Raw genomic sequence first — 12,566 nt, 5'->3', positions numbered from 1 at the left:
TTCCGCTGCGACCTGATCGAGGTCAGCGATGACAACGGCACGGTCTTCACCCGGAAGTCGTCGCTGAAGGACACGCTGGACGGCAGCCGGCCGATCGCACTGGGCTGCGTGTCGGTGAAGACCGACAGCGACGGCTTCATCGACGACTTCGTGCCGATCACGTGCGAGCAGCAGCACAACGGCGAGTACGTGGGGACGTTCTTCTCGCCGGACGCCCGGCCGTATCCGTCCGACGTCGGCGCGCGGCGGTCGCTGCTCCAGCCGGGGTGCAAGTCGCTGGTGGCGAAGTTCCTGGGCCTGACCGAGGCGCAGTTCGACACCAACCAGCAGCTGAGCTTCGCCTGGTCGACGGCGCAGGAGACCCGCTGGGAGTACGGGGACCGCTCGGCCCGCTGCTACCTGATGCTGGAGGGCAAGCTGTCGGTGGGCCGCTCCCTGAAGGGCAACGGCAACGCCCCGGTCTGACCCGCTGGCTTGTTACCCGTCGGTAGGGCACACTGCTTCCTCATGAAGCAGCGGGTGGTGCTCATCACGGTCGTGGTGGTGTTGCTGGCGGGCGGGGCGTGGTGGATCTTCCGCGACCGGGGGCGGGACATTCCCACGACGCCGCCGGCCGGGGCGCCCGCTGTCGGGTCGTGCTGGGGTGTCGACGCCGCCGGGGCGCAGGCCGCCTTCCCGTGGGCCGGTGGCGCCGTGGACTGCGCGGCCGAGCACACCGTCGAGGTCTTCCACGTCGACCAGGTCAGCGAGGACCTGCTGCACCGTTACGACAAGGCCCGCGGGGAGGAGGTCAAGCTCACCGAGAACCTGCTCTACGCGCAGGCTCGGCGGGCCTGTCTCGTGCAGGGGCCGATCTTCCTGGGTGGCGGATGGCACGAGAACCGGGTGCAGATCGTCGCCTCCTGGATCAAGCCGGCCGGCGACGGGTTCTTCGCCTGCGCGGTCGCCGAGGTCAGCGGGCCCACCGCCGACGGGTACGTCGGCCGCAAGAGCTCGCTCAAGGGCGCGCTGAAGGGCGCCGACCTCGCCATCGCCTGCGTGAGGCGCACCGGGGAGCAGCTGCGGTACGTCGCGTGCTCCGAGGCCCACGACGGCGAGTACTCCGGGGTCTACACGATCACGCCGGCCGAGGCGCCGTTCGACGAGACCGCCGTGCGGTCCGCGAGCGCCAAGGGGTGCACCACGCTCGGGCTGCACTACCTCGGGCTGCCCGAGGACGGGACACGGGAGGATCTCGCGCCGGGGTCGGTCGGGCCGAAGACCGCGTCCGAGTGGCTCGGCAGCGACCAGGCCTTCACCTGCTATCTCATGAGCGGCAAGCCGCTGAAGGCGACCGTCAAGGGACTCGGGCTGGCGCCGCTGCCCCTGGCGTAGAGGCGACGATTATCACGGCCCGCCGAACGGAGGGGTGATGTTGACTGTAGGGATGACATTGCCGAGCGTGCCACGCCGACTTGCCGGGCCGCAGCCCGGATGGGCGGAGCCGACCGACGTCGTAGTCATCGGGTCGGGCGTCGCCGGGCTGACCGCCGCGCTGCACCTGCGCGAGGCCGGCCTTCACGTCACCGTCGTCACCAAGGTCAATATCGACGACGGGTCGACCCGCTGGGCGCAGGGCGGGATCGCCGCCGTGCTCGACCCGCTCGACACGCCCCAGGCGCACGCGCAGGACACGCTGGTGGCGGGCGTCGGGCTGTGCGATCCGGAGGCCGTCGAGGTGCTGGTCCGGGAGGGGCCGACGCGGGTGCGGGAGCTCATCCGCTGGGGCGCGGAGTTCGACCGCAACACCGACGGGTCGCTCATGCTGACCCGGGAGGGCGGCCACCACGCGAACCGCATCATCCACGCCGGTGGCGACGCGACGGGCGCCGAGGTACAGCGGGCGCTGCACGCCGCCGTGCACCGGGACCCGTGGATCCGGCTCATCGAGCACGCCCTGGTGCTCGACCTGCTCACCGACGCCGACGGGCGGGCCTGCGGGGTGACCCTCCACGTGCTCGGCGAGGGCGCCGAGGACGGCGTCGGGGCGGTGCTCGCGCGGGCCGTCGTGCTCGCGACCGGCGGCATGGGGCAGATCTTCGCCGCGACCACCAACCCGATCGTGTCCACGGGCGACGGGGTCGCGCTCGCGCTGCGCGCCGGCGCGGCGGTGACCGACGTCGAGTTCGTGCAGTTCCACCCGACCGCGCTCGCGCTGAACAACCGCGACTCGCAGCAGCCGCTGGTCAGCGAGGCGCTGCGGGGCGAGGGGGCGTACCTGCGCGACGGCGACGGCAACCGGTTCATGGTCGGCAGGCACGAGCTCGCCGAGCTGGCGCCGCGCGACATCGTCGCCAAGGGCATCTACCGGGTCATGCGGGCCGAGGGCACCGCCAACGTCTGGCTCGACGCGCGCCACCTGGGCCGGGAGTTCCTGGAGGGGCGCTTCCCGACGATCGTCGCCTCGTGCCGCGCCGCCGGCGTCGACCCGGTGACCGACCTGATCCCGGTGTCGCCCGCCGCCCACTACGCCTCCGGCGGGGTGCGCACCGACCTGCGTGGCCGGACCTCGATCCGCGGGCTGTACGCGTGCGGCGAGGTCGCCTGCACCGGCGTCCACGGCGCCAACCGCCTGGCGTCGAACTCGCTGCTGGAGGGCCTCGTCTTCGCCCGCCGCATCGCCGAGGACATCGCCCGTGACCTGCCGCCGCAGGCCGAGCCGGTGCCGGTCGAGCGGCCGGCGTGGTCGGCCGATCCGGCGATCCGCCAGCCGCTGCAGGCCGCGATGTCGGCCCATGCTTCGGTACTGCGTAGCGCCGAGTCCCTGGACCAGGCCGCACAGGCGCTCACCAAGCTCGCGCTCGACCGCTCCACCCCGCACGTCGCCGCCTGGGAGGCGACGAACCTGCTGACCGTGGCCGGCGCGCTCGTCGGCGCGGCGGCGCAACGGCACGAGACCCGCGGCTGCCACTGGCGCGAGGACTTCCCCGACGCCAGCGACGTGTTCCGGGGGCACTTCCGCGCCGCCCTCGACGACGCCGGCGCCCTGACCGAGACCTGGGAGGAAGCGTGAGACTGGAGACCGAGGCCGCACTGCGGAAGATCGGGCTCGACCCGGCCGCCGTCGCGGAGATCGTGGAGCGCACGCTCGCCGAGGACCTCGGCCCCGACCGGCTCGACGTCACCAGCGTGGCGACGATCCCCGGCGAGCAGACCGACGACGCCGACCTGGTCGCCCGGGCCGACGGCGTGGTGGCCGGCCTGGCCGTGGCCGCCGCGGTCTTCGAGGCCGTCTCCGACGCGGTCTCCGTCGAGGTGCGCCGGCGCGACGGCGACGTCGTCTCGCGCGGCGACGTGCTGCTCAGCGTGCACGGGCCGACCCGGGCGCTGCTCACCGCCGAGCGCTCCGCCCTGAACCTGATCTGCCGCATGTCCGGCGTCGCGACCCACACCCACCGCTGGGCCGTGCTGCTGCACGACACCAAGGCGCTGGTGCTCGACACCCGCAAGACCACGCCCGGGCTGCGCATCCTGGAGAAGTACGCGGTGCGGGCCGGCGGCGGCACGAACAAGCGCATGGGCCTGTACGACGTCGCCATGATCAAGGACAACCACAAGCTGGCGGCCGGCGGGATCACCGCCGCCTACGAGCGGGTGCGGGCGGCGTTCCCGGACGTGCCGGTGCAGGTGGAGGTCACCACGGTCGGCGAGGCGGTCGAGGCGGTCACCGCCGGGGCCACCTTCCTGCTGCTCGACAACATGCCGCCGGAGCTGCTGCGGGAGGTCGTGGCGGCGGTCGGCGGGCGGGCCGAGCTGGAGGCGACCGGGAACCTGCGGCTGGAGACGGCGGCCGAGTATGCGGCGACCGGCGTCGACTACCTCTCGGTCGGCGGGCTGACCCACTCCTCGCCGATCCTGGACATCGCCATGGACCTGCGCCAGCACCACTGACCAGGCTTAAGCGGGTGGGAAGGCCGTCGCGACGAGGGCGTCGATCTGGCGGTACTGCCAGTCCGCCGGCACTGCGCGCCGGCACAGGTCGGCGCTCGAGAAGCAGATGACGGCATCGACGGTGAACACGCTGGCCGCCGGGACGGTCGGGATACCGGTCAGCAGCGACACCAGCTCGGTGTCCGGCAGCTCGATCTGGACGGGGTACTCCCAGAGGTCGCCCTCGACCACCAGACCGACCCGCCGCGCCCCGGAGGCCCGGACCTCGTCGATCGCCGTGCGGTAGGACGCGGCCTGGTCGGGCATCCGGGCGAAGCGCTCCTGCCAGTCGTCGATGGTGAAGACCGACCCCTGGCCGATCAGCCGGCGGGGCTGGCCCAGCAGCACGGCCGCGGCGGCGTGCGCGAACGCGGCGGCCATCACGAGGGCGACGCCGGCGGCGACGATCTTCCGTCTGGAGATGCGCTCCAGCCAGACGCCGGCCAGGGGTACGGCCAGAGCGAACGCGGGCAGGATCAGCCGGTTGCCCCAGTCCTGCCACTTGACGACCGCGGCCGTGAGCAGGAACGCGCCGAGGACCATGACCGCGTACCACCTGGTCCGCCGGTTGAACAGGCCGACGGCCAGCCCGAGCAGCACGAGGGCCGACTGGATCGGGTACGGCGAGCGGTCCTCGTCGGGCTTCCAGCGGGTGCCGGGGAAGACGCTCTTCCACTGGGTGATGGCCGGGTCGTTCGGGTCGACGTCGACCAGGTGGGCGACCCCGATGACGGCCTTGCCGACCGCCTCGTTGACCGCCGGTACCGGCGTGAGCAGCGTGGACGCGCCCAGCCTGAGGCCGTTGACCAGGATGGCCGGTGGGTCGTGGCGCTGGGCGGACAGGCCGACGCGGTAGTCCTCCGGGCCGAGGGGTGAGCCGAAGGCGTCGTGGACACGCAGGAACGACGGGCCGGCGAGCAGGAGCATGGAGGCGACGACCAGGCCCGAGTATGCGGCGACCCTGCCGATCTTGCGGATCTGGGAGACGCCCCAGAAGATCAGCACGGGGGCCAGCGCCATGAGGCCGGTCGACTTCGTCACCGTGACCAGCCCGGCCGCGGCGCCCAGCGCCAGCACGTCGGCGATCTTGTCCGACTTGTTCAGCGCGATCGTGGCCGCGCAGGTCACCCAGGCCACCACGACCAGGTCGTTCTGGGTGCTGGTGGACTCCAGGACGACGGCGGGGGCAGTGAGGAACACGGCGGCCGCCAGCCACTGGCCGACGCGGCCGGCGCCGAGCTGGGCCGCGCAGCGGGAGAGCGCGACCGCGCCGAGCAGGCCGGCGCCCCACTGCAGCAGGTTGAACTGTCCGTCGCCGCCGGTGAGCAGCCGCAGGTGCAGCAGCAGGAACTCGGCGCCGGGCACCAGGATGATCTGCTGGATCTGGAAGGTGGCGTAGTTGTCCACGTCGCCGTTCGCGATCCAGTGCTCGATCTTCGGCAGGTGGTAGCTGTTGGAGTCGAAGTTGTTCGGCGCCGAGGCGAGGGCCAGCACCAGCTCCGCGAGGACGAGCAGGGCGACCGGGATGCCGAGGTATAGCGGAGGCCACGGAGCCTGCCAGTCCGCGGGACGGCGGCGCCAGGCCAGGTAGCCGGTGACCACGGCGGCGATCGCCCACAGGGCGATGACCGGGCCGCGGGCGATCGCGCCGGCGAGGGACAGCAGCTCGACCGAGAGCACCGCGCCGGCCCCGACGGCGAGCGCCGCCCGGATGATGGCCAGCCGGTGTCGCTGGGGGGTCTCCTCGTCGCGCGGGCGCAGCACCACCGCGGCGGAGAGGAGAGTCGCCAGCGGCAGTAGTGCGAGCAGTGCGGCCATTGGCTCGGGATGTTAGATGAGTCGCCGTGAGGGTGAGCCGGGCGCCCCTTTGGTTACGCTTCCGACGTGCTGCTGTGCATCGACATCGGAAACACGAACACAGTGCTCGCCACCTTCGAGGGCGAGAAGATCGTCCACTCGTGGCGGATCAAGACCGACGCCCGGGCGACCGCCGACGAGATGGGCCTGCTGTACCGCGGCCTGCTCGCCACCGACGCGGTGTCACTGACCGGTATCGCGGCGTGCTCGACCGTGCCGGCGGCGCTGCGTTCGCTGCGCACGATGCTGCAGCGGTACTACGGGAACGTCCCGACGGTGATCGTCGAGCCCGGTGTGCGCACCGGCGTGCAGCTGGCGATCGACAACCCGAAGGAGGTCGGCACCGACCGGGTGGCGAACACCCTCGCCGCGTACAGCCTGTTCGGCGGGCCGTCGATCGTGGTCGACTTCGGGACGTCGACGAACTTCGACGTGGTGTCGGCCCGCGGGGAGTTCCTCGGCGGCGTGCTGGCGCCCGGGATCGAGATCTCCGTGGACGCGCTCGCCGACCGGGCCGCGCAGCTGCGGAAGGTCGAGCTGGTCAAGCCGCCGCGGGTGATCGGCAAGAACACGGTCGAGTGCCTGCAGTCCGGGGTGGTCTACGGCTTCGCCGGCCAGGTCGACGGGGTGGTTCGCGGGGTGACGGCGGAGCTGGGCGGCGGCGTGAAGGCCGTGGTGGCGACCGGCGGGCTGGCGTCGATCGTGATCGGCGAGTGCCAGACGGTCACCCACCACGAGCCGATGCTGACGCTGATCGGGCTCCGGCTGATCTTCGACCGCAACACCTAGAGCTTTCGGGCCCGGTAGGCGTAGGTGACGTAGGGCAGCTCGAACCGGTCGCCCTGCTCCTGCACCAGGGCCCGGACCTCGTGCTCGAGCTTGCTGCGGGTGGGCTCGTCGGAGACGAGGTAGTACGAGCGCGAGCGGACCAGTTCGACCAGGGAGTCGGCGGTGTGCGTGGCGCTCCACGCGAACTCGCGCAGCTCGGCGGCGCCGAAGCGGGGGCCGAACTGGCTCTCCGGCAGGAAGCGCTCGTCCAGGGCCTCGCGGCCGCGGTGGCCGTCGAAGACCGCCGACAGGTCGGCGACCCAGGGGACGGACTCGTCGCGGACGTTCCAGATCGGGACGAAGGACCCACCTGGTTTCAGCACGCGGGCGATCTCGGTGTGGGCCTCCTCGGTCGCGAACCAGTGGTAGGCCTGGCCGGCCGTGACGACGTCCTGCGTGGCGTCCTCGACCGGGATCCCGGTCGCGCTGCCGGCGCGGGCATCGCCGTCGATCTGCGCCCGCATCTTGTCGTCCGGCTCGACCGCGATCACGCGATGGCCCAGGGCCCGGAGCTGGCGGGTGAGGATGCCGGTGCCGGCGCCCAGATCGACGATGTCGCTTTTGTCGGGGATGGCCCACCGGAGCGCCTCGACCGGATACTGCGGCCGGATGCGGTCGTAGAGGTCGGCGGCGGCTCCGAACGATGAGGCGTGTGCTGCGAAATCCACCGGCCAACGGTACCGAAGTAGGCTCTGGGGGATTCCCAGCCCTTTCTCCTCGAAGGATTTGTTGCGCCGTGACCGACCAGGCTCCCGACCTCGCCCTCGACCTCGCCGAGTCTTCCGAGCTGCCTGAGCAGATGAAGATCCGCCGGGAGAAGCGGAGCCGGCTGCTGGAGGAGGGGCGGGAGCCCTATCCCGTCGACTTCCCGCGCACCGCCACGATCGCGGAGATCCGGGAGCGGTACCGCGACCTGCCCACCGACACCGCAAGCGGCGACACGGCCGCGGTGGCCGGGCGGGTCATCTTCGTGCGCAACACCGGCAAGCTGGCCTTCGCCACCCTGCGGGCCGGCGACGGCACCGAGCTGCAGGCGATGTTGTCGCTGGACAAGGTCGGCGCCGAGGCGCTTGAGGACTGGAAGCGCCTGGTCGACCTCGGCGACCACGTGGGCGTCACCGGCGAGATCATCACCAGCCGCCGCGGCGAGCTGTCCGTGCTCGCCGACACCTGGCAGATGAACTCGAAGGCGCTGCGGCCGCTGCCGGTCGCGCACAAGCCGATGAGCGAGGAGAGCCGGGTCCGCCAGCGCTATGTCGACCTGGTCGTCCGCCCGCAGGCCCGGGAAATGGTACGCACCCGGGCCACCGTGGTACGCGCGTTGCGCGACACCCTGCACGGCCTCGACTTTCTCGAGGTTGAAACACCCATGTTGCAGTTGCTGCATGGCGGTGCAGCTGCCCGGCCATTCGTCACACATAGCAATGCGCTCGACACGGATTTGTACCTCCGTATCGCTCCCGAGCTATTCCTGAAGCGCTGCGTGGTCGGCGGCATCGAGCGTGTCTTCGAGATCAACCGCAACTTCCGCAATGAGGGCATCGACTCGTCGCACTCGCCGGAGTTCGCGATGCTGGAGGTGTACCAGGCTTATGCCGACTACGACGTCATGGCCGACCTCACCCGCGGGCTGGTGCAGTCGGCGGCGGTTGCGCTGACCGGAAGTCACGTGGTGCGCCATTCCGACGGCACCGAGTTCGACCTCGGCGGCCAGTGGCGCAGTGTGTCGCTTTACAGCGTGCTTTCCGAGGCGGTCGGCGAGGAGGTCACGGTGCAGACGCCGCTGGCCCGGCTGGCCGAGCTGGCCGACAAGCACGACGTCCGGGCCGACCCGAAGTGGGGCCCCGGAAAGCTCGCCGAGGAACTGTTCGAGGAGCTCGTCGTACCGGGCCTGATCGCGCCGACGTTCGTGCGCGATTATCCGGAGGAGACGGCACCGCTGACCCGCTCGCACCGCAGCACGCCCGGCGTGACCGAGAAGTGGGATCTGTATGTGCAGGGTTTCGAGCTGGCGACGGCCTACTCGGAGTTGGTCGACCCGGTCGTGCAGCGCGAGCGGCTGGTCGCGCAGTCGGTGCAGGCGGCCAAGGGAGATCCGGACGCCATGCAACTGGACGAGGACTATCTGCGCGCGCTGGAGTACGGAATGCCGCCGACCGGTGGGATGGGCATGGGAATCGATCGGCTTCTGATGGCGCTCACCGGGCTCGGCATTCGGGAAACGATCCTCTTTCCGCTGGTGCGACCGGAGTAGTTTCGGCGTACCGTTGACGGGGACGTCCCATATTGCGTTATCTTGCATTCGCACAACACGGGGCGGACTTCCTCGAAGGGAAAACGACAGTGGCCAAGCGGACCATCCACGTGCTGGTCGACGACATCGACGGCGGGGACGCCGACGAGACCGTGAAGTTCGCGCTCGACGGCGTTCAGTACGAGATCGACCTGTCCAAGAAGAACGCGTCGAAGCTGCGCGATGCCTTCGGTCCGTACATGGGCGCCGGGACCAAGGTCGGCCGGGGTGGGGTCGTCGTGGGCGGTCGTGCGGCCACTGCGCGCGGGCGGGGCGGCGCAGCCGCCGACCGCGAGCAGAACAAGGCGATTCGGGAATGGGCACAGAACAAGGGCATCCCGGTGTCCGACCGTGGACGGATCAAGCAGGAAATCGTCGACCGTTATAACGCCGAAGCGGGCCGATAGCGCCGCTTGACCGTTTCGTCCTGAGCGTTCGTTTTGCTTACTCCTTGCGCGGGCCGCACCCATCGTAACGGTTTGATTACGGTGGGTGCTGTGTCGTGGACCGGGATTTCGCTCTTGGCGTACGGCCGGGGCTGCAGGAACAGGCTCCGGGATGCGAGCGTTGGGCAAAAGCACCGGGTACACGCGGTGCCCGGAGGGTAGGCAACACCCATGACGTGTTCCGACCGTGGGGTGCGGCAATGCTGCACACCCGCAATGTGTCGGTCCGCGGCGATAGAGTGATGGCACGGTCACGTTGGCGTCCGACAGAGCTTCGCGTGGCGATCCCCTCCCCGGGGGGTTCCGCACAGGAGCGGCGGCGACGGACACGGCACGTGAGGAGCAGGGATGTTCGAGCGGTTCACCGACCGAGCACGACGGGTTGTCGTCCTGGCGCAGGAAGAAGCCCGCATGCTCAACCACAACTACATCGGCACCGAGCACATCCTGCTCGGCCTCATCCACGAGGGTGAGGGCGTGGCGGCCAAGGCGCTCGAGAGCCTCGGCATTTCGCTGGAGGGCGTCCGCCAGCAGGTCGAGGAGATCATCGGCCAGGGCCAGCAGGCGCCGAGCGGGCACATCCCGTTCACGCCACGCGCCAAGAAGGTGCTGGAGCTGTCACTGCGCGAGGCGCTGCAGCTCGGGCACAACTACATCGGCACCGAGCACATCCTCCTGGGCCTGATCCGGGAGGGTGAGGGCGTGGCCGCCCAGGTGCTGGTCAAGCTCGGCGCAGACCTCAACCGGGTCCGCCAGCAGGTCATCCAGCTGCTCTCCGGCTACCAGGGCAAGGAGCCGGCCGCCGCCGGCACCGGTGCCCCGGGCGAGGCGGCGCCGTCCACGAGCCTCGTGCTCGACCAGTTCGGCCGGAACCTCACCCAGGCCGCCCGCGAGGGCAAGCTCGACCCGGTCATCGGCCGGGAGAAGGAAATCGAGCGGGTCATGCAGGTGCTGTCCCGCCGGACCAAGAACAACCCGGTCCTCATCGGCGAACCCGGCGTGGGCAAGACCGCCGTGGTCGAGGGGCTGTCCCAGCGGATCGTCAAGGGCGAGGTGCCCGAGACGCTCAAGGACAAGCAGCTCTACACGCTCGACCTCGGTGCGCTGGTCGCCGGCTCCCGCTACCGCGGTGACTTCGAGGAGCGGCTGAAGAAGGTCCTCAAGGAGATCCGCACCCGCGGCGACATCATCCTGTTCATCGACGAGATCCACACGCTCGTCGGTGCGGGTGCCGCCGAGGGCGCGATCGACGCGGCGAGCATCCTCAAGCCGATGCTGGCCCGCGGCGAGCTCCAGACGATCGGTGCGACCACCCTCGACGAGTACCGTAAGCACCTCGAGAAGGACGCCGCGCTCGAGCGGCGCTTCCAGCCGATCCAGGTGGGTGAGCCGTCGCTGGCGCACACCATCGAGATCCTCAAGGGCCTGCGCGACCGCTACGAGGCGCACCACCGGGTGACGATCACCGACGCCGCCCTGGTGGCTGCGGCGACCCTCGCCGACCGCTACATCTCCGACCGCTACCTGCCGGACAAGGCGATCGACCTGATCGACGAGGCCGGCGCCCGGATGCGCATCCGCCGGATGACCGCGCCGCCAGACCTGCGTGACTTCGACGAGCGCATCGCTCAGGTGCGCCGCGACAAGGAGTCCGCGATCGACGCGCAGGACTTCGAGCGGGCCGCGCAGCTGCGCGACAAGGAGAAGCAGCTGCTGGGCCAGAAGGCGCAGCGGGAGAAGGAGTGGAAGGCCGGCGACCTCGACGTCGTGTCCGAGGTCGACGACGAGCAGATCGCCGAGGTCCTGGCGAACTGGACCGGCATCCCGGTCTACAAGCTGACCGAGGAGGAGACGGCCCGCCTCCTGCGCATGGAGGACGAGCTGCACAAGCGCCTCGTCGGCCAGGACGACGCGGTCAAGGCGGTCTCGAAGGCCATCCGGCGCACCCGGGCCGGCCTGAAGGACCCGAAGCGCCCCTCCGGCTCGTTCATCTTCGCCGGCCCGTCCGGCGTGGGTAAGACCGAGCTCTCGAAGGCGCTCGCCGAGTTCCTCTTCGGCTCCGAGGACGCGCTGATCCAGCTCGACATGTCCGAGTTCCACGACCGCTACACGGTGTCCCGGCTCGTCGGTGCGCCTCCCGGCTACGTCGGTTACGACGAGGGTGGCCAGCTGACCGAGAAGGTTCGCCGGCGGCCGTTCTCAGTGGTCCTGTTCGACGAGATCGAGAAGGCCCACCCGGACGTGTTCAACACACTCCTGCAGATCCTGGAGGACGGTCGTCTCACCGACGGTCAGGGCCGCATCGTGGACTTCAAGAACACGGTGATCATCCTGACCACCAACCTGGGCACCCGTGACGTGGCCAAGGCCGTGTCGCTGGGCTTCCAGGCGTCGGAGGACAACGAGTCCAACTACGAGCGGATGAAGCAGAAGGTCAACGACGAGCTGAAGCAGCACTTCCGCCCGGAGTTCCTCAACCGCATCGACGACACGATCGTCTTCCACCAGCTCATGCAGGACCAGATCCTCGGCATCGTCGACCTGATGATCGCCCGGATCGAGACCCAGCTCCGCAACAAGGACATGGGTCTGGAGCTGACGGACAACGCCAAGAAGTTCCTGGCGAACAAGGGCTACGACCCCGTGTTGGGCGCCCGGCCGCTGCGCCGCACGATCCAGCGCGAGATCGAGGACGCCCTGTCCGAGCGCATCCTGTTCAACGAGCTGCGCCCGGGCCAGATCGTGGTCATCGACTGCGAGGGCGACCCGGCCCAGTTCGAGAAGGCCAAGCTGGTCTTCAACGGCGCCGACCGTCCGGGCGCCGTCCCGGACGCGGTCCCGGCCGAGCTGGCCGGCGGCGGCTCCACGGACGAGCCCTCGGCGGCCTGACGCACCGGCGCCTCCGGGCTCGTCCCGGAGGCGCGGTAGCCGACTAACGCCGGAGAGGCCCCCACCCGCACGCGGGTCGGGGGCCTCTTTCGTTCCGCCGGCTGGTCTGCCCGCGCGGATCGGGCGCGCGGTTGTTGTGCCCGTCGCGCTGGGCCTTGCCGTGGCCGGGCGTCGGTTCTCGCGGTGTCCGGCCCCTGCTTCATGATCCAGGGAAACATCTGGTTGCTGGGGGCGGTTTCAAGTGGTGGTTGCAACGTCCCTGCTGAGGAGTTCGTGGAGTTTCT

Annotated in this window: 10 protein-coding genes; 8 read left to right on the top strand and 2 right to left on the bottom strand. The window is 70.4% G+C overall.

Going from position 1 to position 12,566, the window contains the following annotated elements:
* The 4 genes from ABZS66_RS56775 to nadC all read left to right on the top strand — a co-directional run.
* Positions 1-465 (top strand): septum formation family protein (locus ABZS66_RS56775; RefSeq protein WP_354772517.1); only part of this gene is annotated, 465 nt, incomplete at its 5' end.
* Positions 466-507: 42 nt separating this feature from the next.
* Positions 508-1,374: a septum formation family protein gene (locus ABZS66_RS56770; protein ID WP_354772515.1), complete on the top strand. Its 867-nt coding sequence runs from the start codon at positions 508-510 to the stop codon at positions 1,372-1,374.
* Between the two features lie 52 nt (positions 1,375-1,426).
* Positions 1,427-3,052 carry an L-aspartate oxidase gene (locus tag ABZS66_RS56765; protein ID WP_354772513.1) on the top strand — a complete coding sequence of 542 codons (1,626 nt, stop codon included), beginning with the start codon at positions 1,427-1,429 and terminating at the stop codon, positions 3,050-3,052.
* Entirely contained in the window at positions 3,049-3,930 is an 882-nt protein-coding gene (gene nadC / locus ABZS66_RS56760; protein ID WP_354772511.1) for a carboxylating nicotinate-nucleotide diphosphorylase, read from the top strand. The genes ABZS66_RS56765 and nadC overlap by 4 nt, the downstream gene beginning before the upstream one ends.
* Before the next feature lie 6 nt (positions 3,931-3,936).
* Here the strand turns inward: nadC and ABZS66_RS56755 are convergent, their stop codons facing one another.
* Positions 3,937-5,787 carry a hypothetical protein gene (locus tag ABZS66_RS56755; protein WP_354772509.1) on the bottom strand — a complete coding sequence of 617 codons (1,851 nt, stop codon included), beginning with the start codon at positions 5,785-5,787 and terminating at the stop codon, positions 3,937-3,939.
* Between the two features lie 66 nt (positions 5,788-5,853).
* Here ABZS66_RS56755 and ABZS66_RS56750 point away from each other — a divergent pair, with 66 nt between their 5' ends.
* Positions 5,854-6,615 carry a type III pantothenate kinase gene (locus ABZS66_RS56750; RefSeq protein ID WP_354772507.1) on the top strand — a complete coding sequence of 254 codons (762 nt, stop codon included), beginning with the start codon at positions 5,854-5,856 and terminating at the stop codon, positions 6,613-6,615.
* On the opposite strand, the gene ABZS66_RS56745 is transcribed toward ABZS66_RS56750, so the two are convergent.
* Positions 6,612-7,322 (bottom strand): class I SAM-dependent methyltransferase, encoded by a 711-nt coding sequence (locus tag ABZS66_RS56745; protein WP_354772505.1) that lies wholly within the window; start codon positions 7,320-7,322, stop codon positions 6,612-6,614. The two genes, ABZS66_RS56750 and ABZS66_RS56745, sit on opposite strands and share 4 nt — an antisense overlap.
* 68 nt (positions 7,323-7,390) lie before the next feature.
* On the opposite strand from ABZS66_RS56745, the gene lysS reads away from it, so the two are divergent.
* The 3 genes from lysS (at position 7,391) to ABZS66_RS56730 (ending at position 12,282) form a co-directional block, all read left to right on the top strand.
* The gene (gene lysS / locus ABZS66_RS56740; protein WP_354772503.1) at positions 7,391-8,908 is read left to right on the top strand and encodes a lysine--tRNA ligase; all 1,518 of its coding nucleotides are present in this window, start codon (positions 7,391-7,393) and stop codon (positions 8,906-8,908) included.
* Between the two features lie 89 nt (positions 8,909-8,997).
* Complete coding sequence (locus tag ABZS66_RS56735) at positions 8,998-9,354, top strand: Lsr2 family protein (protein ID WP_354772501.1); 357 nt, start codon at positions 8,998-9,000, stop codon at positions 9,352-9,354.
* Between the two features lie 387 nt (positions 9,355-9,741).
* On the top strand, positions 9,742-12,282 hold the full coding sequence (locus ABZS66_RS56730) for an ATP-dependent Clp protease ATP-binding subunit (protein WP_354772499.1): 2,541 nt from the start codon (positions 9,742-9,744) through the stop codon (positions 12,280-12,282).
* The last annotated feature ends 284 nt before the right edge of the window (positions 12,283-12,566 follow it).

Origin of the sequence: Dactylosporangium sp. NPDC005572 (assembly GCF_040605515.1) — a bacterium.
Classification (GTDB): domain Bacteria; phylum Actinomycetota; class Actinomycetes; order Mycobacteriales; family Micromonosporaceae; genus Dactylosporangium.
Note: the sequence above shows the minus strand (reverse complement) of the source record. Positions and strands in the feature narration are given on the sequence as shown.